The 21294-nt window shown below is 55.4% G+C and carries 34 protein-coding genes; 33 read left to right on the forward strand and 1 reads right to left on the reverse strand.

Annotated features, from left to right (window positions below):
- The first annotated feature begins 200 nt into the window (after window positions 1-200).
- The 9 genes from rpsJ to rplP all read left to right on the forward strand — a co-directional run bounded on the left by rpsJ (window position 201) and on the right by rplP (window position 5132).
- Window positions 201-509, forward strand: a complete 309-nt coding sequence (rpsJ, locus tag AAC637_RS08310) for a 30S ribosomal protein S10 (protein WP_010400227.1) — start codon at window positions 201-203, stop codon at window positions 507-509.
- A gap of 14 nt (window positions 510-523) precedes the next feature.
- Window positions 524-1270 (forward strand): 50S ribosomal protein L3, encoded by a 747-nt coding sequence (gene rplC, locus AAC637_RS08315; protein ID WP_317657407.1) that lies wholly within the window; start codon window positions 524-526, stop codon window positions 1268-1270.
- The gene (gene rplD / locus AAC637_RS08320; RefSeq protein WP_317657408.1) at window positions 1270-1890 is read left to right on the forward strand and encodes a 50S ribosomal protein L4; all 621 of its coding nucleotides are present in this window, start codon (window positions 1270-1272) and stop codon (window positions 1888-1890) included. Before rplC ends, rplD begins: the two co-directional genes overlap by 1 nt.
- Window positions 1887-2183: a 50S ribosomal protein L23 gene (locus tag AAC637_RS08325; RefSeq protein ID WP_340303182.1), complete on the forward strand. Its 297-nt coding sequence runs from the start codon at window positions 1887-1889 to the stop codon at window positions 2181-2183. Before rplD ends, AAC637_RS08325 begins: the two co-directional genes overlap by 4 nt.
- A 307-nt stretch (window positions 2184-2490) precedes the next feature.
- Window positions 2491-3333, forward strand: a complete 843-nt coding sequence (gene rplB, locus AAC637_RS08330) for a 50S ribosomal protein L2 (RefSeq protein WP_317657410.1) — start codon at window positions 2491-2493, stop codon at window positions 3331-3333.
- 3 nt (window positions 3334-3336) lie between these two features.
- Entirely contained in the window at window positions 3337-3615 is a 279-nt protein-coding gene (gene rpsS, locus AAC637_RS08335) for a 30S ribosomal protein S19 (protein ID WP_217777634.1), read from the forward strand.
- Between the two features lie 3 nt (window positions 3616-3618).
- Complete coding sequence (gene rplV, locus AAC637_RS08340) at window positions 3619-3999, forward strand: 50S ribosomal protein L22 (protein WP_317657411.1); 381 nt, start codon at window positions 3619-3621, stop codon at window positions 3997-3999.
- Complete coding sequence (gene rpsC / locus AAC637_RS08345; protein WP_317657412.1) at window positions 3999-4706, forward strand: 30S ribosomal protein S3; 708 nt, start codon at window positions 3999-4001, stop codon at window positions 4704-4706. Before rplV ends, rpsC begins: the two co-directional genes overlap by 1 nt.
- 12 nt (window positions 4707-4718) lie before the next feature.
- Complete coding sequence (gene rplP, locus AAC637_RS08350) at window positions 4719-5132, forward strand: 50S ribosomal protein L16 (protein ID WP_317657413.1); 414 nt, start codon at window positions 4719-4721, stop codon at window positions 5130-5132.
- A gap of 58 nt (window positions 5133-5190) precedes the next feature.
- Here rplP and AAC637_RS08355 read toward each other — a convergent pair whose 3' ends face one another.
- Window positions 5191-5811 carry a 2OG-Fe(II) oxygenase family protein gene (locus AAC637_RS08355; RefSeq protein ID WP_340303183.1) on the reverse strand — a complete coding sequence of 207 codons (621 nt, stop codon included), beginning with the start codon at window positions 5809-5811 and terminating at the stop codon, window positions 5191-5193.
- 242 nt (window positions 5812-6053) lie between these two features.
- On the opposite strand from AAC637_RS08355, the gene rpmC reads away from it, so the two are divergent.
- The 24 genes from rpmC to AAC637_RS08475 all read left to right on the forward strand — a co-directional run bounded on the left by rpmC (window position 6054) and on the right by AAC637_RS08475 (window position 21293).
- Window positions 6054-6263 carry a 50S ribosomal protein L29 gene (rpmC, locus tag AAC637_RS08360; protein ID WP_340303184.1) on the forward strand — a complete coding sequence of 70 codons (210 nt, stop codon included), beginning with the start codon at window positions 6054-6056 and terminating at the stop codon, window positions 6261-6263.
- On the forward strand, window positions 6263-6493 hold the full coding sequence (gene rpsQ / locus AAC637_RS08365) for a 30S ribosomal protein S17 (protein WP_317657416.1): 231 nt from the start codon (window positions 6263-6265) through the stop codon (window positions 6491-6493). Before rpmC ends, rpsQ begins: the two co-directional genes overlap by 1 nt.
- Window positions 6494-6568: 75 nt before the next feature.
- Window positions 6569-6937: a 50S ribosomal protein L14 gene (gene rplN, locus AAC637_RS08370; protein ID WP_005621870.1), complete on the forward strand. Its 369-nt coding sequence runs from the start codon at window positions 6569-6571 to the stop codon at window positions 6935-6937.
- A gap of 1 nt (window position 6938) precedes the next feature.
- Complete coding sequence (gene rplX / locus AAC637_RS08375; RefSeq protein ID WP_340244637.1) at window positions 6939-7244, forward strand: 50S ribosomal protein L24; 306 nt, start codon at window positions 6939-6941, stop codon at window positions 7242-7244.
- A complete protein-coding gene (gene rplE / locus AAC637_RS08380; protein WP_340303185.1) occupies window positions 7244-7807 on the forward strand; it encodes a 50S ribosomal protein L5 in 564 nt (187 codons plus the stop codon). The genes rplX and rplE overlap by 1 nt, the downstream gene beginning before the upstream one ends.
- A 21-nt stretch (window positions 7808-7828) precedes the next feature.
- Complete coding sequence (rpsN, locus tag AAC637_RS08385) at window positions 7829-8134, forward strand: 30S ribosomal protein S14 (RefSeq protein ID WP_340244635.1); 306 nt, start codon at window positions 7829-7831, stop codon at window positions 8132-8134.
- A 13-nt stretch (window positions 8135-8147) separates the two neighbouring features.
- A complete protein-coding gene (rpsH, locus tag AAC637_RS08390; RefSeq protein WP_317657420.1) occupies window positions 8148-8540 on the forward strand; it encodes a 30S ribosomal protein S8 in 393 nt (130 codons plus the stop codon).
- 13 nt (window positions 8541-8553) lie between these two features.
- Window positions 8554-9087, forward strand: coding sequence for a 50S ribosomal protein L6 (gene rplF / locus AAC637_RS08395; RefSeq protein ID WP_317657421.1), 534 nt, complete (start codon window positions 8554-8556; stop codon window positions 9085-9087).
- 11 nt (window positions 9088-9098) lie between these two features.
- Window positions 9099-9458, forward strand: coding sequence for a 50S ribosomal protein L18 (rplR, locus tag AAC637_RS08400; protein ID WP_317657422.1), 360 nt, complete (start codon window positions 9099-9101; stop codon window positions 9456-9458).
- A 120-nt stretch (window positions 9459-9578) separates the two neighbouring features.
- Window positions 9579-10142 (forward strand): 30S ribosomal protein S5, encoded by a 564-nt coding sequence (rpsE, locus tag AAC637_RS08405; protein ID WP_317657423.1) that lies wholly within the window; start codon window positions 9579-9581, stop codon window positions 10140-10142.
- 12 nt (window positions 10143-10154) lie between these two features.
- Window positions 10155-10343: a 50S ribosomal protein L30 gene (gene rpmD / locus AAC637_RS08410; RefSeq protein ID WP_213675014.1), complete on the forward strand. Its 189-nt coding sequence runs from the start codon at window positions 10155-10157 to the stop codon at window positions 10341-10343.
- A gap of 106 nt (window positions 10344-10449) precedes the next feature.
- Window positions 10450-10923, forward strand: a complete 474-nt coding sequence (gene rplO, locus AAC637_RS08415) for a 50S ribosomal protein L15 (protein WP_340254027.1) — start codon at window positions 10450-10452, stop codon at window positions 10921-10923.
- 129 nt (window positions 10924-11052) lie between these two features.
- On the forward strand, window positions 11053-12429 hold the full coding sequence (gene secY / locus AAC637_RS08420) for a preprotein translocase subunit SecY (protein ID WP_317657425.1): 1377 nt from the start codon (window positions 11053-11055) through the stop codon (window positions 12427-12429).
- Window positions 12426-13082 carry an adenylate kinase gene (locus AAC637_RS08425; protein WP_340303186.1) on the forward strand — a complete coding sequence of 219 codons (657 nt, stop codon included), beginning with the start codon at window positions 12426-12428 and terminating at the stop codon, window positions 13080-13082. Before secY ends, AAC637_RS08425 begins: the two co-directional genes overlap by 4 nt.
- 178 nt (window positions 13083-13260) lie before the next feature.
- Window positions 13261-13629, forward strand: coding sequence for a 30S ribosomal protein S13 (gene rpsM / locus AAC637_RS08430; RefSeq protein ID WP_317657427.1), 369 nt, complete (start codon window positions 13261-13263; stop codon window positions 13627-13629).
- A gap of 14 nt (window positions 13630-13643) precedes the next feature.
- Window positions 13644-14033 (forward strand): 30S ribosomal protein S11, encoded by a 390-nt coding sequence (gene rpsK, locus AAC637_RS08435; RefSeq protein ID WP_317657428.1) that lies wholly within the window; start codon window positions 13644-13646, stop codon window positions 14031-14033.
- A 110-nt stretch (window positions 14034-14143) separates the two neighbouring features.
- The gene (locus AAC637_RS08440; RefSeq protein ID WP_340303187.1) at window positions 14144-15160 is read left to right on the forward strand and encodes a DNA-directed RNA polymerase subunit alpha; all 1017 of its coding nucleotides are present in this window, start codon (window positions 14144-14146) and stop codon (window positions 15158-15160) included.
- 118 nt (window positions 15161-15278) lie between these two features.
- Complete coding sequence (gene rplQ, locus AAC637_RS08445) at window positions 15279-15698, forward strand: 50S ribosomal protein L17 (RefSeq protein WP_317657430.1); 420 nt, start codon at window positions 15279-15281, stop codon at window positions 15696-15698.
- Between the two features lie 118 nt (window positions 15699-15816).
- Window positions 15817-17136: a replication-associated recombination protein A gene (locus tag AAC637_RS08450; protein ID WP_340303188.1), complete on the forward strand. Its 1320-nt coding sequence runs from the start codon at window positions 15817-15819 to the stop codon at window positions 17134-17136.
- 55 nt (window positions 17137-17191) lie between these two features.
- Window positions 17192-17572, forward strand: coding sequence for a fluoride efflux transporter CrcB (gene crcB, locus AAC637_RS08455; protein WP_340303189.1), 381 nt, complete (start codon window positions 17192-17194; stop codon window positions 17570-17572).
- The gene (locus AAC637_RS08460) at window positions 17569-18633 is read left to right on the forward strand and encodes an RluA family pseudouridine synthase (protein ID WP_340303190.1); all 1065 of its coding nucleotides are present in this window, start codon (window positions 17569-17571) and stop codon (window positions 18631-18633) included. Before crcB ends, AAC637_RS08460 begins: the two co-directional genes overlap by 4 nt.
- On the forward strand, window positions 18630-19313 hold the full coding sequence (locus AAC637_RS08465) for an HAD-IA family hydrolase (RefSeq protein WP_340303191.1): 684 nt from the start codon (window positions 18630-18632) through the stop codon (window positions 19311-19313). Before AAC637_RS08460 ends, AAC637_RS08465 begins: the two co-directional genes overlap by 4 nt.
- On the forward strand, window positions 19310-20041 hold the full coding sequence (locus tag AAC637_RS08470; protein WP_340303192.1) for an ATP12 family chaperone protein: 732 nt from the start codon (window positions 19310-19312) through the stop codon (window positions 20039-20041). Before AAC637_RS08465 ends, AAC637_RS08470 begins: the two co-directional genes overlap by 4 nt.
- A 232-nt stretch (window positions 20042-20273) precedes the next feature.
- The gene (locus AAC637_RS08475) at window positions 20274-21293 is read left to right on the forward strand and encodes an amino acid ABC transporter substrate-binding protein (RefSeq protein ID WP_340303193.1); all 1020 of its coding nucleotides are present in this window, start codon (window positions 20274-20276) and stop codon (window positions 21291-21293) included.
- Window position 21294: the final 1 nt, after the last annotated feature.

Below are 21294 nucleotides of genomic sequence, written 5' to 3' on the forward strand. Positions count from 1 at the left end.
CCGCGAAGGCGGCCGCACAGTCGGCGCAGGCGTGGTCTCCAAAATCATCGCTTAAGATTTGAGATTGGCACGCGGGGGAAACCCCGCGTACCATCTTCACCCGCTGGGTGCAATTTCGCACCCAAATTGAAACCGGTTCGAAGAGGGAATGTGGTGACACATTGCCCTCCTCTCAATCGTAAAGGATCAGAGTAATGGCCATTCAAAGCCAAAACATCCGTATCCGCCTCAAGGCGTTTGATTACCGCGTTCTGGATGCCAGCACGCAGGAAATCGTGAACACCGCCAAGCGGACGGGTGCACAGGTGCGCGGGCCTATCCCGCTGCCAAACAAGATCGAAAAATTCACTGTTCTGCGTGGGCCTCACATCGACAAGAAGAGCCGCGACCAGTGGGAGATTCGCACCCATAAGCGTCTGTTGGATATTGTTGATCCAACACCACAGACTGTGGATGCATTGATGAAGCTCGACCTCGCCGCTGGCGTAGATGTCGAGATCAAGGTCTAAGGGGGGCATCGGATATGTTGCGCTCTGGAGTGATCGCTAAAAAATTGGGTATGACCCGCCTGTTCATGGAAGATGGTCGTCAGATCCCTGTGACTGTTTTGCAATTGGATGGTCTTCAGGTTGTGGCACAGCGCACCACTGACAAAGATGGCTACACTGCCATCCAGCTCGGTGCCGGTTCCGCAAAAGCAAAGCGCGTTTCGGCGCCAATGCGCGGCCATTTCGCCGCTGCAAAGGTTGAGCCTAAGCGTAAGCTTGCGGAATTCCGTGTTGACCCTGAGAATTTGGTGGCCGTTGGTGAAGAAATCACCGCAGACCATTATTTCGAAGGTCAATTCGTTGACGTGTCTGGCACCTCGACCGGTAAAGGTTTCGCGGGTGCGATGAAGCGCCATAACTTCGGCGGTTTGCGTGCGTCTCACGGCGTTTCGATCAGCCACCGTTCGCATGGTTCGACAGGTCAGTGTCAAGATCCTGGTCGCGTGTTTAAGGGTAAGAAAATGGCAGGCCATTTGGGCTCGGTGCGCGTCACCACTCAAAACCTGCAAGTTGTTCGCACCGATGCAGATCGTGGCCTAATCATGGTCAAAGGCGCTGTTCCTGGCACCAAAGGTGGTTGGGTGACCATCAAAGACGCGGTGAAAAAGCCATTCCCTGAGAATGCTGTTTTGCCTGCTGCTTTGAAATCTGCCGCCGCCGCAGCTGCGCCTGCAACCGAGGCCCCCGCAGAGGACGCCCCCGCCGAGGGAGGTGAAGCATAATGAAACTTGACGTCATTAAATTGGACGGTGGCAAAGCGGGATCTGTTGATCTTGGCGATGACATTTTTGGTCTTGAGCCCCGTGCTGACATCCTGCACCGCGTTGTCCGTTGGCAGCGTAACAAGGCGCAGGCAGGCACGCACAAGGTTAAAACCCGTTCTGAGGTCAGCTATTCGACCAAGAAGATCTATCGCCAAAAGGGCACTGGTGGCGCGCGCCACGGGTCTCGCAAGGCGCCGATCTTCCGTAAGGGTGGCATTTACAAAGGCCCAACCCCACGCAGCCATGCGCACGAGCTTCCTAAGAAGTTTCGTAAGCTTGGTCTGAAGCACGCTTTGTCTGCCAAAGTGGCGGCAGGCGAGTTGGTGATCATCGAAGCAGCGGCCATGGCCGAGGCGAAAACCGCACAATTGGCCAAGCAGGTGAAGAACCTTGGTTGGAAGCGTGCCTTGATCATTGACGGTGCAACGGTTGATGCGAACTTCGCCCAAGCGGCGCGCAACATCGAGGGTCTCGATGTGCTGCCATCCATGGGCGCGAATGTCTATGACATCCTCAAGCGCGACACTCTGGTGTTGACGAAGGCGGGTGTCGAAGCACTGGAGGCTCGCCTAAAATGAGCACGAAGCCAGAACATTATGACGTGATCCGCCGCCCGATCATCACGGAAAAAGCCACTATGGCCTCCGAGAACAATACGGTTGTGTTCGAAGTTGCGATTGATGCGAATAAACCCCAGATCAAGGATGCTGTTGAAAGCCTGTTTGGTGTGAAGGTGAAGGCGGTCAATACAACTGTCACCAAAGGCAAGAACAAGCGTTTCCGTGGCATCGCGGGCACCCGTAAGGATGTCAAGAAGGCCTATGTAACGCTCGAAGAAGGCAACACAATCGACGTGGCCACAGGTCTTTGATCTGTCCCACGTTCGGGCGTTTTGCCTGATCTGACCTCAGCGAGGCCCCGACTGCGGATGCGGTTGGGGCCTTGTTCATCGCAAAGGCGGCTGCACAGTCGGGAAGGGGCCTTGACCTTAGGGCGTCACTTTCCTACACAGCGCCATCGCGATAGCCCCAGATTCGTCTGGGGCTTTGCTGTTGTTCGCATGAACGACATTTCACTGGGACCTTCGGGGCCCTCATTTATCGGTCACCCAATTCGGGGGACTTACAACATAGGTGGGTTTTTAATGACCTGCCGTTAGCAAACGGAAGACAGAAAGCATGGCACTTAAGTCGTATAAGCCGACGACGCCGGGCCAGCGTGGGCTGGTGCTGATCGACCGTTCGGAGCTGTGGAAAGGACGTCCTGTCAAATCCCTGACTGAGGGTTTGACGAAAAAGGGCGGTCGGAACAATACCGGACGGATTACCGCACGCCGCCGCGGTGGTGGCGCGAAGCGTCTCTATCGTATCGTGGATTTCAAGCGTCGTAAATTTGACGTCACAGCCACGGTTGAACGGATCGAATACGATCCTAACCGCACCGCCTTCATCGCGTTGATCCGCTACAGCGATGGCGAGCAGGCCTATATCCTCGCGCCACAGCGTTTGGCTGTTGGGGATGCGGTTGTCGCCTCTGCAAAAGCAGATATTAAGCCCGGTAACGCAATGCCATTTTCGGGCATGCCCATCGGGACAATCGTTCACAATATCGAATTGAAGCCCGGTAAGGGTGGCCAAATCGCACGCGCGGCGGGCACGTATGCCCAGTTCGTTGGTCGTGACGGTGGCTATGCTCAGATCCGCCTCTCTTCTGGTGAATTGCGTCTGGTGCGTCAGGAATGCATGGCAACCATTGGTGCCGTGTCAAACCCTGACAACTCGAACCAAAACCTTGGTAAAGCGGGCCGCGTCCGCCACATGGGCAAGCGTCCAAGCGTCCGTGGTGTTGCGATGAACCCAATCGATCACCCACATGGTGGTGGTGAAGGCCGCACATCTGGTGGCCGTACGCCAGTTACTCCATGGGGTAAGGATACCAAGGGCACACGCACCCGCAACAAGAACAAGGCATCGCAGAAGCTGATTATCCGCTCGCGTCATGCCAAGAAGAAAGGGCGTTAATAGATGAGCCGTTCTGTATGGAAAGGCCCTTTTGTCGACGCATACGTCCTCAAGAAGGCAGAAAAAGCGCGGGAGTCTGGGCGCAACGAAGTGATCAAAATCTGGTCGCGCCGTTCAACCATCCTGCCGCAATTCGTTGGCCTCACCTTTGGTGTCTATAACGGGCAAAAGCACATCCCCGTGAACGTCACTGAAGACATGATCGGTCAGAAATTCGGTGAATATTCTCCAACGCGCACCTATTACGGGCACGCTGCGGATAAGAAAGCGAAAAGGAAGTAAGCCATGGGCAAGGATAAGAATCCCCGCCGCGTGGCGGACAATGAAGCGATGGCAAAACTGCGCATGTTGCGCACAAGCCCGCAGAAATTGAACCTCGTCGCGCAAATGATCCGTGGGAAGAAAGTTGACAAGGCTTTGACCGCGTTGACCTTCTCCAACAAGCGCATCGCGATTGACGTGAAGAAATGCCTTCAGTCTGCCATTGCGAATGCTGAAAACAACCACAGTCTTGATGTGGATGAATTGGTCGTTGCCGAAGCATATGTTGGCAAGAACCTGATCATGAAGCGTGGTCGTCCACGTGCCCGTGGTCGGTTTGGCCGCATCCACAAGCCGTTCTCTGAACTAACCATCAAGGTTCGCCAGGTCGAGGAGCAAGCGTAATGGGTCATAAGGTAAATCCAATTGGCATGCGCCTGCAGGTCAACCGCACTTGGGACAGCCGCTGGTATGCGGACACCAAGGATTACGGCAACCTGTTGCTCGAAGATCTGCGTATGCGTGAATTCGTGGCGAAAGAGTGCAAGCAAGCTGGTGTCTCCAAAGTCATCATCGAGCGTCCGCACCGCAAGTGCCGCGTCACCATCCACACCGCTCGCCCTGGTGTTATCATCGGGAAAAAAGGTGCGGATATTGAAGGCCTTCGCAAAAAGCTGGCCGCAATGACCGACAGCGAATTGCACCTCAACATCGTTGAAGTGCGCAAGCCAGAAGTTGATGCGGCATTGGTGGCAGAGTCCATCGCTCAGCAGCTTGAGCGCCGCGTTTCGTTCCGCCGCGCAATGAAGCGCGCCGTGCAGAACGCGATGCGCATGGGTGCCTTGGGTATCCGTGTTAACGTGGCTGGTCGCTTGGGTGGCGCTGAAATCGCCCGCACCGAATGGTATCGTGAGGGCCGCGTGCCGCTTCACACATTGCGCGCAGACATTGACTACGCGCATGCAGAAGCGTCGACACCTTACGGGATCATTGGGATCAAGGTCTGGATCTTCAAGGGTGAAATCCTTGAGCATGATCCATCGGCGCGTGATCGCCGTTTGGCCGAAATGCAGGATAGCGGTGGGGCACCACGCCCGCGCCGTGATCGCTGAGGAGTTTGACAGATGCTGCAACCAAAGCGCACAAAATTCCGCAAGATGCACAAAGGCCGCATCAAGGGTGAAGCAAAAGGCGGGTCTGACCTGAACTTTGGCACCTTTGGCCTGAAAGCCCTTCAGCCTGAGCGCGTTACCGCGCGCCAGATCGAAGCTGCCCGCCGCGCCCTGACACGCCACATGAAGCGTCAAGGTCGTGTATGGATCCGCATCTTCCCTGACACCCCTGTAACTTCGAAACCAACCGAAGTGCGTATGGGTAAAGGTAAAGGTTCGGTCGATTACTGGGCATGCAAGGTCAAACCAGGCCGCGTTATGTTTGAGATTGACGGCGTTAACGAAGAAATCGCACGCGAGGCGCTGCGCCTTGCCGCGATGAAGCTGCCAATCAAAACACGCACAGTGGCACGTGAAGACTGGTAATTTCAGTTTCGTTTGTGAAAGTCAAAACCCCCGCAGAGCAATCTGCGGGGGTTTTTCTTTAGTCCCAACGATAATTAAAGCTGACGCTGATCCGCTCATTCTTGGCCATATTCATCGGCACCTCATGGCGCAACCAGCTTTCCCATAGCAGCACATCACCGACATTCGGCTTTACATAGATAAAGGGCTGTAATTCTGCGCGTGCGGTCTTGGCCCGCGTTGGGGCCGCCATCATGCGCGACAGGCGCGGGTCTTCCAGTTTCAACGCCGATGCACCTTCGGGCATTGCAACATAGGTCGTCCCCGAAATCACCGAATGCGGATGAATATGCGAGCTATGCGTGCCGCCTTCGGGCAGGATGTTGATCCATAAATCCTCAAGAACCAGAGCGCGGCCATCCAGATCGAATTCCAAATCCTTGACGAATTCAGCGACATGATGACCGAGAATTTTCACCAAATCCGCAAAGATCGGAAAGCGCCAAGGCAGATCGGTGAGCGAGGCATAGGACGTATATCCAGGATATCCGTTTTCCTCGCACCATGTTTGACCTGCTTCGTCATCTTCTGCGATAACCAGGCAAGATTGCTCTAACTCGGCCAAATCAAGGTGAGGGGCTGCCTCGTGCAGATTGCCGTGATAGAGGCGTGTGACGAATAAGGATGATATCAGTGCCATAGGCCTTCCTTAGATCAAGATGCGCCAAGCCGCGCGGAACGGATGACGGAACCATAGCCTAGGTCTAGGTGCGGGGCGAGGGTAGACCACAACCGCCTTTGAAGAACGCGGATAAATTCCCCCGTGGGGTTGCCATATGTCCAAGATGCGCGTATGTGCCGCTCCTATCCACCTACTCCAACGGAATCAGGGTGACGCTTTTTGCGGCCCTCCGTTGATTGTTGAAAAGGAAGACCAACGCGATGAACGCGCAAGACCTACGTGATAAAACGCCTGACCAGCTGCGTGATCAGCTTGTTCAGTTGAAGAAGGAAGCGTTTAACTTGCGCTTCCAACAGGCCACTGGCCAATTGGAAAACAGCGCCCGTATGCGCCAAGTGCGCCGTGACGTGGCCCGTGTGAACACGATTCTATCTCAGAAGGCAGCAGCAGCCGCAGGGGAGGCCAACTAATGCCCAAACGTATCCTGCAAGGTGTTGTCACCTCTGATCAGAATGAACAAACCGTCACCGTGTCTGTAGAGCGCCGCTTTACGCACCCAGTGATGAAGAAGACGGTTCGTAAGTCCAAGAAGTATCGGGCCCACGATCCGCAGAACCAATTCAAAGTTGGCGATATAGTCCGCATTCAGGAATGTGCGCCAATTTCGAAGTCGAAACGCTGGGAAGTCATCGCAAATTAAGCGCTGAATTTCAGTTTAACGAAACCCTGGGGGTAATGTCCGCATCGGCGCCCCCAAAGGTCGGGAGATACCACTATGATCCAGATGCAGACCAATCTGGATGTAGCTGACAACTCTGGCGCTCGCCGAGTTCAGTGCATCAAGGTTCTGGGTGGGTCCAAGCGGAAATATGCCTCGGTGGGTGACATCATCGTGGTCTCCGTTAAGGAAGCCATCCCACGCGGTCGTGTAAAGAAGGGCGATGTCCGTAAGGCCGTTGTCGTGCGCACCGCAAAAGAAGTTCGCCGCGAAGATGGCACAGCCATCCGTTTCGACCGCAATGCGGCCGTGATCCTCAACAACAACAACGAGCCTGTTGGCACCCGTATCTTCGGGCCAGTTGTGCGTGAGTTGCGTGCGAAGAACTTCATGAAGATCATCTCGCTCGCTCCGGAGGTGCTGTAATATGGCTGCCAAGTTGAAAAAGGGCGACAAGGTCGTCGTGCTTGCTGGCAAGGATAAGGGCAAAGAGGGTGAAATCTCTGCCGTTATGCCAAAGGCCAACAAAGCCATCGTGGACGGCGTGAACATCGCCATCCGTCACACCCGCCAATCTGCACAGGGCCAAGGCGGCCGCCTTCCAAAGGCGATGCCAATTGACCTGTCCAATCTGGCGCTTCTGGACAAAAACGGCAAACCCACCCGTGTTGGCTTCAAGGTTGAAGACGGCAAGAAGGTGCGTATCGCCAAAACTACGGGGGAGGCCATCTAATGCTTGATACGGCAAACTATACCCCACGCCTGAAGGCGGCTTTTGCTTCGACTGTTCGCCCTGCGATGAAGGAAGAGTTCGGCTATAAGAACGATATGCAAATCCCACGTTTGGATAAGATCGTTCTGAACATCGGCGCAGGCGCCGAAGCCGTGCGTGACAGTAAAAAAGTCAAATCCGCTCAGGAAGACCTCAGCGCGATTGCAGGCCAGCAGGCCGTTGTGACCAAGGCAAAGAGATCCATCGCGGGCTTCCGTGTTCGCGAAGATATGCCTCTTGGCGCAAAGGTTACCCTGCGCGGCGACCGCATGTATGAATTCCTTGATCGTCTGATCACTGTGGCTATGCCGCGCATCCGCGACTTCCGCGGCGTGTCTGGCAAGTCCTTTGACGGCCGTGGCAACTACGCCATGGGCATCAAAGAACATATCGTTTTCCCTGAAATCAACTTCGACAAGGTCGATGAGGTTTGGGGAATGGACATTATCATTTGCACCACCGCGAAAACTGACGCGGAAGCCAAGGCGCTGTTGAAGCATTTCAACATGCCCTTCAATTCGTGATCGCGGGAGGAGAGTAGAACAATGGCAAAGAAGTCCATGGTTGCACGCGAAGTTAAGCGCCAAAAGCTTGTTGCGAAATACGCAACAAAGCGTGCCGCGCTGAAAGAAATCGCGAATGATGAATCGAAGCCGATGGAAGAGCGTTTTAAAGCTCGTCTGAAACTGGCAGAGCTGCCACGTAACAGCTCCGCCACTCGTCTTCATAACCGTTGCCAGCTCACGGGGCGCCCAAAGGCCTATTACCGTAAGCTGAAAGTCTCGCGTATCATGCTGCGTGAATTGGCCTCGAACGGCCAAATCCCCGGCATGGTTAAGTCGAGCTGGTAAGGAGGTCTGACAGATGAATGATCCTCTTGGTGATATGCTGACCCGCATCCGCAATGCGCAGATGCGTGGCAAGTCCACAGTCGTGACGCCCGCTTCCAAGCTGCGTGCTTGGGTTTTGGATGTGTTGGCCGATGAAGGCTATATCCGCGGCTACGAGCGCACCTCTGATGCCGCAGGGCATCCTGCGCTGGAAATCAGCCTGAAATACTATGAAGGCAGCCCCGTGATCCGCGAGATTAAGCGCGTATCCACCCCCGGTCGTCGTGTTTACATGAACGTGCAGGATATTCCGCAGGTTCGGCAAGGTCTTGGTGTTTCCATCGTCTCCACCTCCAAAGGTGTGATGTCCGATGCGAATGCACGTCAGGCCAATGTCGGCGGCGAAGTTCTCTGCACCGTATTCTAAGGAGGCCTGAAGCATGTCTCGTATTGGGAAAAAACCGGTCGGACTGCCTGGTGGTGTAACAGCCACTGTGTCGGGCCAGACGATCGAGGTGAAGGGGCCAAAAGGCACCCGTAGCTTTACCGCCACCGATGATGTCACAATCGCAGTCAATGACAACGCGGTTGATGTGACACCACGCGGCAAGTCCAAGCGTGCGCGCCAGCAATGGGGTATGAGCCGTTCGATGGTTCAGAACCTCGTCACTGGCGTGACGGATGGCTTCAAGAAAGAGCTGGAGATCACAGGTGTGGGTTATCGCGCCGCTATCCAAGGCAATGTTCTGAAACTGTCCTTGGGTTACAGCCACGATGTGGATTTCCAAGTGCCACAAGGTGTGACGGTGACAACACCAAAGCCAACCGAAGTGGTGATCGAAGGGATTGATCAGCAATTGGTCGGTCAGGTTGCAGCAAACATTCGCGAATGGCGTGCGCCCGAGCCCTATAAGGGCAAGGGGATCCGCTATAAGGGCGAATATATCTTCCGCAAGGAAGGTAAGAAGAAGTAAGGGCGACGAAGATGGCAAACAGCAAACGAGAACTGTTCCTCAAGCGCCGCCTGCGCGTTCGGAACAAGCTGCGGAAAATGGCAGACGGGCGTGCGCGCCTCTCTGTTCACCGCTCGAACAAGAATATCAGCGTTCAGTTGATCGACGATGTAAAAGGCGTGACTTTGGCCTCGGCATCTTCGCTCGAAAAAGATCTGGGCGTTGTTGGCAAGAACAATGTCGAAGCGGCCGCAAAAGTGGGCGCAGCGATTGCAGACCGTGCAAAGAAAGCAGGCGTGTCGGAATGCTATTTCGACCGTGGCGGTTTCTTGTTCCACGGCCGCGTCAAAGCTTTGGCTGACGCAGCCCGCGAAGGTGGTTTGAAGTTCTAATCCATGTAGGCGGCGCGCAAGTGCCGCCTCGATGATCGGGGAGAGGGCCTTTCATGTGCCCCTCACTGCGATTGACCAAAACAGGCGCGCGGGATGCGCCAGAACTGAAGGATGCCAAACATGGCAGAACGTGAACAACGTCGGGGCCGTCGCCGCGAAGAGCGCGAAGAAACCCCAGAATTCGCCGACCGTCTGGTCGCAATCAACCGCGTATCGAAGACTGTAAAAGGTGGTAAGCGTTTCGGCTTTGCCGCTCTGGTGGTTGTCGGTGACCAGCGTGGTCGTGTGGGCTTTGGCAAAGGAAAAGCCAAAGAAGTGCCTGAAGCGATCCGTAAGGCAACCGAACAAGCCAAGCGCAACCTGATTCGCGTGCCTCTGCGCGAAGGCCGCACCCTGCACCACGATGCGCAGGGCCGTCATGGCGCAGGCAATGTTGTGATGCGCACCGCCCCTGAAGGGACGGGGATCATCGCGGGTGGTCCAATGCGCGCCGTGTTCGAGATGCTTGGCATCAAGGACGTTGTTGCGAAATCATTGGGCTCGCAGAACCCTTATAACATGATCCGCGCAACCCTTGATGGTCTGCGTCAGGAAAGCTCGCCTCGTCAGGTGGCTGCGCGCCGCGGCAAGAAAGTTGCCGACATCCTGCGCAAGCCCGAAGCCGAAGTTGCGGCAGACGCCTGAGGAGAGTGAGCAATGGCTAAAACTATCGTTGTAAAACAAATCGGCTCGCCGATCCGCCGCCCTCAAGATCAGCGCGCAACGCTGATTGGTCTGGGTTTGAACAAGATGCACAAAACCCGCGAGTTGGAAGATACCCCTTCCGTGCGTGGCATGATCAACAAGATCCCGCATCTGGTAGAAATCATTGAGGAGCGCGGTTAATCCGCGCCCTTAATCCTGCCCCAGCTTTCTGGGGCGCTTTTGATCATTGTGCCGCGTTTGCCGCCACGGTCGCTCGGGTGGTAATTCCGGCTAAAGGAGTAGCGACATGAAACTGAATGAATTGCGCGATAACCCAGGTGCAACCAAGAAAGCCAAGCGAATTGGCCGTGGCCCTGGTTCTGGCAAAGGTAAAATGGGTGGCCGTGGTATCAAAGGTCAGAAATCCCGTTCGGGTGTGGCCATCAACGCCTATGAAGGCGGTCAGATGCCCCTCTATCAGCGCCTTCCAAAGCGTGGCTTCAATAAGCCAAACCGCAAAGAATTCGCTGTCATTAATTTGGGCCTGATCGAGAAATTCCTCGAGGCGGGCAAATTGGACGCAAAAGCAGAAATCACCGAAGATGCATTGGTTGCATCGGGCTTGGTGCGCCGCAAGTTGGACGGCATCCGCGTTTTGGCCAAAGGTGACATCTCGAAGAAAGTAACGATCACTGTCACAGGTGCTTCCAAAGCAGCGGTTGAAGCTGTTGAAAAAGCAGGTGGCAAGCTCAACGTAGCGGCACCAGCAGCGGCAGAGTAATCTGCCGCAGGCTTTCGACCAAGATGAGCCTTGAGACTTGCGGCTGAGCCGCATACACCAAGGGCAGGGTTTATCGCGCCGCAAGATCGTAAGCTCGGTCTTGCGGCGCAATACATGATGAGGGGCGGTATGGCTTCAGCAGCTGAACAGATGGCGGCTAATCTGAGTTGGAAGTCGTTTGGCAAAGCGTCCGAATTGCGCCAGCGCATTTGGTTCACGCTTGGTCTTTTGATCATTTATCGGATCGGCACCTATATTCCTGTTCCAGGGATTGACGGGCAAGAGTTGCGCAATTTCTTTGACGCGGCCTCTGCAGGTCTGGGCGGTGTTTTGAACATGTTCACAGGCGGCGCCCTAAGCCGCATGGGTGTGTTCGCATTGGGGATCATGCCCTATATCTCGGCCTCGATCATTGTGCAGCTGATGACCTCGATGGTGCCTGCCTTGGAGCAGTTGAAGAAAGAGGGCGAACAGGGCCGTAAGAAAATCAACCAATATACGCGCTACGGCACGGTTGCCTTGGCAACCGCGCAGGCCTATGGTTTGGCTGTAAGCATGGAGTCGGGCGGTCTTGCCTCGGACCCGGGTTGGTATTTCCGTGCGGCCTGTGTGATCACCCTTGTGGGCGGGACGATGTTCCTGATGTGGCTTGGCGAGCAGATCACGCAGCGCGGCATCGGTAACGGCATTTCTCTGATCATCTTTGTTGGTATCATCGCAGAAATCCCTGCGGCTCTGGCGCAGTTTTTTGAACAGGGCCGTTCTGGTGCCTTGTCCACGCCTATGGTTTTGGGCGTGATTGTGATGTTGATCGCAACGCTGTTTTTCGTGGTGTTCATGGAACGCAGCCTGCGCAAGATCCACATCCAATACCCCCGCCGCCAAGTCGGCATGAAGGTCTATGATGGCGGCAGCAGTCATTTGCCGATCAAAGTTAACCCTGCGGGCGTGATCCCAGCGATCTTCGCATCATCCTTGTTGTTGTTGCCAACAACCATGACGACCTTTTCGGGCAGTGAGGCGGCAGGGCCAGTTCTGTCATGGATCCTTGCAAATTTTGGTCCCGGTCAGCCCCTTTATCTGCTGTTCTTTGCCGGTATGCTGATTTTCTTCACCTATTTCTACACGCTGAACGTGGCCTTTAAGACCGATGATGTGGCGGACAATCTAAAAAACCAAAATGGGTTTATCCCGGGCATCCGTCCTGGTCAGCGCACTTCGGAATATTTGGAATATGTGGTGAACCGTGTTCTCGTGCTTGGTGCAGGGTATTTGACCTTGGTCGCCCTCTTGCCCGAGATTGTGCGCTCGAACTTGTCAATCACGGCTTATTTCGGCGGCACATCCATTCTGATCATCGTCTCGGTCGGCATGGACACGGTGCAGCAGATCCAATCGCATTTGCTGGCCCATCAATACGAGGGCTTGCTTGAGCGATCTCAACTGCGTGGCCGCAAAGGGACGGGCGCGGGGCGTGCCAAGCGCCGCACGCCACAGCGCAAATGACCGCGATTATTCTTCTCGGCCCCCCAGGTGCGGGTAAGGGAACCCAAGCGCGCCTCTTGGTTGAGGCGCGTGGCATGGTTCAGCTTTCCACTGGGGATATGTTGCGCGAAGCGCAGGCCTCTGGCACGGAAATGGGCAAACGGGTCGCTGATGTGATGGCCCGTGGTGAATTGGTGACGGATGAGATTGTCATTGGCCTGATCCGCGAGAAACTAGATGCTGGCCCTGCTGGCGGCGTCATCTTTGACGGGTTTCCCCGCACCTTGGCACAGGCAGATGCGCTTGAGGCATTGCTGGCCGAGATGGGTCTTGCACTTGATGCCGTGATTGAAATGCGTGTGGATGATGAGGCTCTTGTGGCCCGGATCGCGGCGCGCTCAACCTGCGGTGGTTGCGGTGAGGTGTATAATGACATCACCAAACCAATTCTTGCCGATGGCACCTGCAGCACCTGTGGCGGTACCGAGTTCAAGCGCCGCGCGGATGACAATGAAGACAGTCTGCGACAGCGCCTGATGGAATATTACAAAAAGACATCGCCGCTGATTGGCTACTACTATGCCAAGGGGCATTTGCAGGCGGTGGATGGTTTGGGCGAGATTGATGCGATCGCAAGCGGCATCGCAGCCATATTGGATCAGCCCAAATCTTAACCCCTATCCCCTTGACGGGGGAAGGGAAAAAGCCTATGCGCAGGCTTCCCATTAAGGGAATCATCGGGCGGATGCCGCCCGATAAATCGAAAAAGGTCTTGCGGCTTTTTTGCAGCAAGACCTTTTGGTTGTGAAAAAAGGTTCTGGGGCTACGGAACCGCAACGAGAGGAAAGATAAGTGGCACGTATCGCAGGGGTCAACATCCCCACAGCCAAGCGCGTTCCTATTGCGCTGACATATATCACTGGCATTGGCCAATCATCCGCATATTCAATCTGCGAAGCCGTAGGGATCGACCCTGCGCGCCGCGTGAATGAATTGTCTGACGCCGAAGTCTTGAAAATTCGTGAACATATCGATGCGAACTTCACCGTAGAAGGTGACTTGCGCCGTGAAGTTCAGATGAACGTAAAGCGTTTGATGGATTTGGGGTGCTATCGTGGCCTCCGTCATCGCCGCAACCTGCCTGTGCGCGGTCAGCGCACCCACACCAACGCGCGAACCCGTAAGGGGCCTGCAAAGGCAATCGCGGGTAAGAAGAAGTAAGGGGAGGCAGATAAATGGCTCGTGATAAGACCCGCGTAAAACGCAAAGAACGTAAAAACATCGCTGCTGGTGTGGCGCATGTGAACAGCTCGTTCAACAACACAAAAATCCTGATCTCTGACGTGCAGGGCAATGCGATCTCTTGGTCGTCTGCTGGCACGATGGGATTCAAGGGCAGCCGTAAATCCACCCCCTATGCCGCGCAGATGGCCGCAGAAGATGCGGGCCGCAAGGCGCAGGAACATGGTGTGAAAACACTCGAAGTCGAAGTGCAGGGGCCAGGCTCTGGTCGTGAATCCGCACTTCGTGCTTTGGCCGCTGTTGGGTTTCAGATCACGTCTATCCGTGACGTGACCCCAATCGCGCACAATGGCTGCCGCCCGCCAAAGCGTCGCCGCGTGTGACAAGTGCGATTTTTCTTGGGCCGCGTGCGCGTCACGCGGCCTGAGTGGTTATTTGATCCTCGAGCGTCTCTGGCCTTGGATCGGTCAGCGACAGGAATGGAGGCTCCACAATGATCCATAAGAATTGGCAAGAACTGATCAAGCCAACCCAGCTGGTTGTAAACCCTGGCACCGACCCTGCGCGCAAGGCAACAGCGATTGCCGAGCCGCTTGAGCGTGGCTTTGGTCTGACCCTTGGCAACGCGCTTCGCCGCGTTTTGATGAGCTCGCTGCAAGGCGCGGCCATCACCTCTGTGCAGATCGACAACGTCTTGCACGAGTTTTCCTCGGTCGCTGGTGTGCGCGAGGATGTAACTGACATCGTTCTCAACCTCAAAGGCGTGGCCTTGTGCATGGAAGTTGAGGGGCCAAAGCGCCTTTCCGTGACCGCAAAAGGGCCTAAGGTTGTCACCGCAGGTGACATTTCCGAAAGTGCAGGTATCGAAGTTCTGAACAAGGATCACGTGATCTGTCACTTGGATGACGGCGCGGATTTCTTCATGGAACTGACGGTGAACACGGGCAAAGGCTATGTCTCTGCAGATAAGAACCGCCCAGAAGATGCGCCAATTGGTCTGATCCCGATTGACGCGATCTATTCGCCCGTCAAGAAAGTATCCTATGACGTGCAGCCGACCCGTGAAGGTCAGGTTCTCGATTATGACAAACTGACTGTCAAAGTCGAAACAGATGGCTCGGTCACCCCTGAGGATGCCTTGGCCTATGCTGCACGAATTTTGCAGGATCAATTGCAGATCTTCGTCAACTTTGACGAGCCAGAAGCCGCAGGTCGTCAGGATGATGATGATGATCTCGAATTCAACCCGCTGCTTCTCAAGAAGGTGGACGAGTTGGAATTGTCGGTTCGCTCTGCAAACTGCCTGAAGAACGACAACATCGTCTATATCGGTGATCTGATTCAGAAAACCGAAGCCGAGATGCTGCGCACGCCAAACTTTGGCCGCAAATCCTTGAACGAGATCAAGGAAGTGCTGTCTGGCATGGGTCTGCATTTGGGAATGGATATCGTTGATTGGCCGCCAGACAATATCGAAGAGCTGGCCAAGAAATACGAAGACAATTTTTGATTTCGCAAGGGGCGCGCGTGATGCGCGCCTCTCGCACCCCTCGGGCATCCCGCCCCAATAAGGAGAGAGACGCAACGCACGGCTCTCGGACAAAGCATGAAATGAAGGAGATTTAACCATGCGTCACGGATCTGGCTATCGCCGTCTGAACAGAACCCATGAACACCGCAAAGCGATGTTCTCGAACCTTGCTGGCTCATTGATTGAGCATGAGCAGATCAAAACCACCTTGCCTAAGGCGAAAGACCTGCGCCGTGTGGTTGAGAAGCTGATCACATTGGGCAAGCGCGGTGACTTGCACGCACGCCGTCAAGCGGCTGCTGCGCTGAAGCAAGACGCCCATGTAAAGAAATTGTTCGAAGTTCTTGGCCCCCGCTATGCGGAGCGTCAGGGCGGCTATGTGCGCGTTCTCAAGGCGGGTTTCCGCTATGGTGATATGGCGCCAATGGCCATCATCGAATTTGTGGATCGTGATCCCGAAGCAAAAGGTGCCGCAGATCGTGCGCGCCTTGCTGCAGAAGAAGCGGCTGCTGAATAAGCACACCCCTTTTGCGAATAGTTTTGAAAACCCCTCGCGCCAATCGCGGGGGGTTTTCTTTTTGTGCGACCGCGCATGGGGGATTTTCCTCTGCCCCTGCAAAGGCTAGGCTTTGGCCATGAGTGATCTCTTTCAATCTGATCCAGACCCCTCCCCAAAGGCGCAGGCTATGCGCCCCTTGGCAGATCGTGTGCGCCCGTCCGAGTTGAAGGATGTGATTGGTCAGCAGCATTTGCTAGGGCCTGAGGGCAGTTTGCGGTTGATGCTGGATACCGGGGCGCTGTCCTCGTTGATTTTCTGGGGGCCACCTGGTGTGGGAAAGACCACGCTTGCGCGGCTTTTGGCGAGCGAGACGGATTTCCACTTTGAGCAGATCAGCGCGATTTTTTCTGGCGTGGCAGAGCTGCGCAAAACATTTGATGCCGCAAAGCTGCGCCGCAAAGCGGGGCAGGGCACGCTTTTATTCGTGGATGAAATCCACCGCTTTAACAAAGCCCAACAAGATAGTTTTTTGCCCCTGATGGAGGATGGCACAATCTTATTAGTGGGGGCCACGACCGAGAACCCAAGTTTTGAGATCAATTCCGCTGTGCTGTCACGCGCGCAGGTTCTCACCTTGAACCGCCTTAGCGAGGACGACCTGCGCGCCCTTTTGGCACGGGCTGAGCGCGAATTGGCGCGCGATTTGGCCTTGCCTGAAGAAACTCAAGCGACCCTTATTGCCATGGCCGATGGGGATGGGCGTGCCATGTTAAACCTCATCGAGCAGGTGGCTGCATGGCCCGACCATGCGGGGGTGTCCGCGGCCACGCTCTCTGCGCGGCTACAGCGCCGCGCCGCGCAATATGACAAGTCGGGCGATGGCCATTACAACCTGATTTCTGCTTTGCACAAATCCATTCGCGGGTCTGATCCAGACGCGGCTCTTTATTGGTTCTCGCGCATGTTGGAGGGGGGCGAAGACCCGCGGTTCTTGGCGCGCCGCCTGACGCGTATGGCGGTAGAGGATGTTGCCCTTGCTGACCCACAGGCGCAGCAGGTGTGTTTGGCCGCGTGGCAAAGCTATGAGCGTTTGGGCTCGCCCGAGGGCGAGATAGCCTTGGCCAATGCTGTAATTTATCTGGCTCTCGCGCCAAAATCGAATGCGGCCTATGTCGCCTACAAGGCCGCGCGTAAATTGGCGGCGCAGACAGGGTCACTTGCCCCTCCGAAGTATATCTTAAACGCCCCAACCAAGCTGATGAAAGAGCAGGGCTATGGCGCAGGCTATGCCTATGACCACGATGCTGAAGATGGGTTTTCTGGGCAGAATTACTTTCCCGATACAATCACGCGCCCCAGTTTCTATGAACCCGTGGAACGTGGGTTTGAGCGCGATCTTGGAAAGCGGGTAGCTTATTTTGCGAAGCTTAGGCGCGACCGAAGCCGCGATGAGTGACCCGTGCCGCGGCTTTTGGTTGACAACAGACAGGCAGGGGCAGAAAGAGCCACCCATGATTTGGACAGTTTTTCAGGTGGCCCTTGGGGGCGCGATTGGTGCATCGCTGCGCTATCTCGTTGGCGTGGGTCTGCATCGTGCGCTTGGGCCGACCGCTTTTCCCGTTGGGGTGATCTCGGTCAATATTCTTGGCTCTTTATTGATGGGTCTTTTTGTGGGCCTTGCCGCACAGCGCGGGCTGACCCATTTATCCCCTTTCGTCATGACGGGGATCTTGGGCGGGTTTACAACATTTTCTTCCTTTTCGCTTGAGGTCATCACGCTTTATGAGCGGGGCGATTTAGGGTTGGCGGTGGCCTATATTCTGGGCTCGGTCATCCTCTCTATCGTTGCGATTTTCTTGGGGTTGATGCTGACACGGGTGGCGCTGCCATGACGGGTGTTCAGGTTTTGGCTGTCGCGGATGCAGATGCGGATCAGCGGCTTGATCGGTGGTTCCGCCGGCTTTTCCCGCATATCCCGCAAGGCCGCATTGAGAAGATGTGCCGTAAAGGTGAAATCCGTGTCGATGGCGGGCGCGTGAAACCTGCGACACGCCTGCAATCTGGGCAGGAGGTGCGCATCCCCCCCTTGCCTGACCCAATGCCCGAAGATGCGCTTGGCGCGCCGCGGGTGCAGAAATCGGCCATCTCGGACGCGGATGCCGCGATGATGCGCCGCGCGGTCATCTATCAAGACGATCATCTGATTGCGATTAACAAACCCGCAGGCTTGCCCACGCAAGGCGGCAGCGGGCAAGGGGGGCGGCACGTTGATGCGTTGGCGGCCTGTCTCGTGCGCGAGGGTGAGGATAAGCCGCGCCTTGTTCATCGCTTGGATAAGGACACATCGGGCGTTTTGCTCTTGGCGCGCAGCAGGCAAGCCGCGCAAGCTCTCACCGATGCCTTTCGCCATCGTGAGACGCGCAAGATTTACTGGGCCGCCGTTGCAGGCGCGCCTTTGCCCCGAATGGGCAAAATCAAGTTTGGATTGGTAAAGGCCGCAGGCCATGGCAAAGGGGGCGAAAGCGAAAAGATGCGCTGCCTTCATCCATCTGAAATCGCCACCACCGATGGGGCCAAGCGGGCCGAGACGGATTATGCAACGCTCTCTGCGCTTGGGGGGCGGGTGTCATGGGTGGCGATGGTGCCGATTACTGGTCGCACCCATCAATTGCGCGCCCATATCGCAGAACTTGGCTACCCGATCGTGGGGGATGGCAAATATGGCGGCAGCAGTCAGGAAAATTTGGGCGATGGATGGGGCGCGCAATTGGGGGGTGAAATCAGCCGCAAGCTGCATCTTCACGCGCGCTATCTGAAATTCCGTCACCCTTTCACAAAACGGGATCTCACGCTAACCGCAGCCTTGCCTGATCACATGGCCCGCACATGGGATTTGTTCGACTGGCGCGCCGAAGATGTGCCCGTTGACCCGTTTTATGACGAGCTCGGATGACTGCGCCTTATCTGATCATTTTCGATGTCGATGGCACGTTAATCGACAGTCAGGCACATATTGTAGCTTCGATGGAGGCGGCATTTAGCGGCCTTGATTTGCCTGCGCCAAGCCGTGCGCAGACCTTGTCAATCGTAGGCCTATCGCTACCCGTGGCCATGCTGCGCCTTGCGACTGATCATAGTGCCGAGATGCGCGCCGATTTGGTCGAAGGGTATAAGGCGGCCTTTCAATCATTGCGCCTCAGCGCGGATGGCGCGGCCTTGTCGCCGTTGTTTGAGGGGGCGATGTCAGTTCTAGAGACGCTGCAGGCTGACCCGCGCTTTGTTTTGGCTATTGCGACTGGCAAGTCACGGCGGGGGATGGAACATATTTTGGATCAACAAGGGCTGCGACCCTATTTTGCCTCCGTTCAGGTCGCCGATGATCACCCCTCAAAGCCACATCCCGCGATGGTGAAGGCCTGTTTGTCCGAATGTGATGTGCCCGCCGCGCGGGCCGTGGTGATCGGTGACACGACCTATGATGTCGAAATGGCGAAGGCTGCTGGCGCACAGGCTATTGGTGTCTCTTGGGGGTATCACAGCGTAGAGGATTTGCGGCAGTCTGGGGCCGACCCCATTTTGCAGCGCTTTGGCGAATTGCCCGCTGCCCTTGAACGAATTTGGAGCCTGACATGAGCGAATGGAAAGCCCGCCGTTTTTGGACATCTGCCAGCGTTGAAACGGTGGAAGGTGGCTATACGGTTCACTTGGACACACAGGCCGTCAAAACACCGCTTAAGGCGCCGCTGATTGTGCCAACCCAAACTATGGCCGAGGCGATTGCAGCAGAATGGATGGCCCAAGCCGAAGAGATTAATCCCCTCACCATGCCTGTCACACGGTCGGCAAATGCCGCGATTGATAAGGTCAGCGCACAAAAGCCAGAGGTTGTGGCGATGCTATCGGCCTATGCTGAGACAGATTTACTCTGTCACAGGGCTGATCACCCACAGGAATTGGCCACACGCCAGGAAGTGGGATGGCGACCCGTTTTGGACTGGGCCGCAAGCGAGTTGAACGCGCCCTTGATCGTCACAATCGGCGTTTTGCCCGTGCAGCAACCGCAAGATAGCCTTGAGCGGGTGCATCAACTTCTCTCGCAGTTTGATAATTTTTCTTTGACTGCATTGCATGACCTGATTTCCATCTCTGGCTCAGCCCTATTGGGGCTTGCCGTGGCGAAAGGGCAGTTCTCGTCGCAAGAAGCATGGAATCTGTCGCGAATCGATGAAAATTTTCAGGCAGAGCTTTGGGGCGAAGACGAAGAAGCCTTGGATGTGGCCGCGAAGAAAAAGGACGCTTTTCTTCACGCAGTACATTTTTACAGACTTGCAGGCGGGCACGAAGCCCTTGTGGCGGGTTGAGGCCTTGTTTTTTTATGAATATGTAATCTGCCCAAGCAGCAAGCATCCCACGAACGGCTGCTATAAAGTTAGGCTTTACGTTTCGTAAACCTAGCTTCAAGCCTTGACCTTGGGCCGTATATTTGCGCAATTAAGCAGCATTGGCTCGCTTCTGCGGGCCACTGACATGAAGGTGGTCTTACGGCCATTGAGGAAACAGCCCAAAAGGGCGGTCCAATAGGAAGAGGTAAACATGAAAAAATCTGTAGTCCTAGCTACGCTGGCAGTTGCTGGTATGGCTGCGGGTATGTCCCAAGCGTCGACCCTTGATGAGGTTAAAGCGCGTGGCAGCCTGAACTGTGGTGTGACCACAGGTCTCACAGGCTTCGCAGAACCAAATGCCAGCGGAGAGTGGGAAGGCTTTGATGTTGCGCTATGCCGTGCCGTTGCAACCGCCGTCTTCGGTGACCCATCAGCTGTTGAATTTGTTCCAACTACTGGTCAGACCCGCTTCACCGCGTTGGCCTCTGGCGAAGTTGATATGTTGGCACGTAACACCACATGGACCTTCAGCCGTGACGTTGACCTAAAGTTTGAGTTCACAGGTGTGAACTATTATGATGGTCAGGGTTTTATGGTTCCTGCATCACTTGGTGTATCTTCAGCTCTTGAGCTCGATGGCGCAACGGTATGTATCCAAACTGGTACAACCACTGAGTTGAACTTGGCTGACTTCTTTTCTTCGAACAACATGAGCTACGAGCCCGTGCCAATCGAAACAAATGCGGAAGCGCAGCAGCAGTATCTCGCCAACGCATGTGACGTTTACACTACAGACGCATCTGGTCTGGCCGCTACACGTGCAACTTTTGAAGATCCAAGTGCGCATGTCGTTCTGCCTGAAATCATCTCTAAAGAGCCTCTCGGGCCACTTGTGCGCCATGGTGATCACGAGTGGGGTGACATTGTGCGCTGGACGCTCAATGCACTCATTACCGCTGAAGAGCTGGGTGTTACCTCTGCGAACGTAGCGGAACTAGCTGCAAACTCCAATGCCAATAAAGAAATCAACCGCCTTCTTGGTCTAGAAGATGGCCTTGGTGGCATGCTAGGTCTTGAAGACAATGCATTCGCAAATGTTATTGCAGCTGTGGGTAACTATGGCGAAATATTTGAGCAGAACATTGGCGAAAGCACTCCAATCGGATTGGCGCGTGGTTTGAATGCGCAGTGGACTGATGGCGGCTTGCTTTACAGCCCACCATTCCGTTAAG

Origin of the sequence: Roseobacter sp. HKCCD7870 (genome assembly GCF_037830315.1) — a bacterium.
Classification (GTDB): domain Bacteria; phylum Pseudomonadota; class Alphaproteobacteria; order Rhodobacterales; family Rhodobacteraceae; genus M30B80.

Coding starts and splice junctions, on each gene's coding strand:
- rplC (WP_317657407.1), top strand. CDS start 524: ATGTTGCGCTCTGGAGTGATCGCTAAAAAATTGGGTATGACCCGCCTG.
- rplD (WP_317657408.1), top strand. CDS start 1,270: ATGAAACTTGACGTCATTAAATTGGACGGTGGCAAAGCGGGATCTGTT.
- AAC637_RS08325 (WP_340303182.1), top strand. CDS start 1,887: ATGAGCACGAAGCCAGAACATTATGACGTGATCCGCCGCCCGATCATC.
- rplB (WP_317657410.1), top strand. CDS start 2,491: ATGGCACTTAAGTCGTATAAGCCGACGACGCCGGGCCAGCGTGGGCTG.
- rpsS (WP_217777634.1), top strand. CDS start 3,337: ATGAGCCGTTCTGTATGGAAAGGCCCTTTTGTCGACGCATACGTCCTC.
- rplV (WP_317657411.1), top strand. CDS start 3,619: ATGGGCAAGGATAAGAATCCCCGCCGCGTGGCGGACAATGAAGCGATG.
- rpsC (WP_317657412.1), top strand. CDS start 3,999: ATGGGTCATAAGGTAAATCCAATTGGCATGCGCCTGCAGGTCAACCGC.
- rplP (WP_317657413.1), top strand. CDS start 4,719: ATGCTGCAACCAAAGCGCACAAAATTCCGCAAGATGCACAAAGGCCGC.
- AAC637_RS08355 (WP_340303183.1), bottom strand. CDS start 5,811: ATGGCACTGATATCATCCTTATTCGTCACACGCCTCTATCACGGCAAT.
- rpmC (WP_340303184.1), top strand. CDS start 6,054: ATGAACGCGCAAGACCTACGTGATAAAACGCCTGACCAGCTGCGTGAT.
- rpsQ (WP_317657416.1), top strand. CDS start 6,263: ATGCCCAAACGTATCCTGCAAGGTGTTGTCACCTCTGATCAGAATGAA.
- rplN (WP_005621870.1), top strand. CDS start 6,569: ATGATCCAGATGCAGACCAATCTGGATGTAGCTGACAACTCTGGCGCT.
- rplX (WP_340244637.1), top strand. CDS start 6,939: ATGGCTGCCAAGTTGAAAAAGGGCGACAAGGTCGTCGTGCTTGCTGGC.
- rplE (WP_340303185.1), top strand. CDS start 7,244: ATGCTTGATACGGCAAACTATACCCCACGCCTGAAGGCGGCTTTTGCT.
- rpsN (WP_340244635.1), top strand. CDS start 7,829: ATGGCAAAGAAGTCCATGGTTGCACGCGAAGTTAAGCGCCAAAAGCTT.
- rpsH (WP_317657420.1), top strand. CDS start 8,148: ATGAATGATCCTCTTGGTGATATGCTGACCCGCATCCGCAATGCGCAG.
- rplF (WP_317657421.1), top strand. CDS start 8,554: ATGTCTCGTATTGGGAAAAAACCGGTCGGACTGCCTGGTGGTGTAACA.
- rplR (WP_317657422.1), top strand. CDS start 9,099: ATGGCAAACAGCAAACGAGAACTGTTCCTCAAGCGCCGCCTGCGCGTT.
- rpsE (WP_317657423.1), top strand. CDS start 9,579: ATGGCAGAACGTGAACAACGTCGGGGCCGTCGCCGCGAAGAGCGCGAA.
- rpmD (WP_213675014.1), top strand. CDS start 10,155: ATGGCTAAAACTATCGTTGTAAAACAAATCGGCTCGCCGATCCGCCGC.
- rplO (WP_340254027.1), top strand. CDS start 10,450: ATGAAACTGAATGAATTGCGCGATAACCCAGGTGCAACCAAGAAAGCC.
- secY (WP_317657425.1), top strand. CDS start 11,053: ATGGCTTCAGCAGCTGAACAGATGGCGGCTAATCTGAGTTGGAAGTCG.
- AAC637_RS08425 (WP_340303186.1), top strand. CDS start 12,426: ATGACCGCGATTATTCTTCTCGGCCCCCCAGGTGCGGGTAAGGGAACC.
- rpsK (WP_317657428.1), top strand. CDS start 13,644: ATGGCTCGTGATAAGACCCGCGTAAAACGCAAAGAACGTAAAAACATC.
- AAC637_RS08440 (WP_340303187.1), top strand. CDS start 14,144: ATGATCCATAAGAATTGGCAAGAACTGATCAAGCCAACCCAGCTGGTT.
- rplQ (WP_317657430.1), top strand. CDS start 15,279: ATGCGTCACGGATCTGGCTATCGCCGTCTGAACAGAACCCATGAACAC.
- AAC637_RS08450 (WP_340303188.1), top strand. CDS start 15,817: ATGAGTGATCTCTTTCAATCTGATCCAGACCCCTCCCCAAAGGCGCAG.
- crcB (WP_340303189.1), top strand. CDS start 17,192: ATGATTTGGACAGTTTTTCAGGTGGCCCTTGGGGGCGCGATTGGTGCA.
- AAC637_RS08460 (WP_340303190.1), top strand. CDS start 17,569: ATGACGGGTGTTCAGGTTTTGGCTGTCGCGGATGCAGATGCGGATCAG.
- AAC637_RS08465 (WP_340303191.1), top strand. CDS start 18,630: ATGACTGCGCCTTATCTGATCATTTTCGATGTCGATGGCACGTTAATC.
- AAC637_RS08470 (WP_340303192.1), top strand. CDS start 19,310: ATGAGCGAATGGAAAGCCCGCCGTTTTTGGACATCTGCCAGCGTTGAA.
- AAC637_RS08475 (WP_340303193.1), top strand. CDS start 20,274: ATGAAAAAATCTGTAGTCCTAGCTACGCTGGCAGTTGCTGGTATGGCT.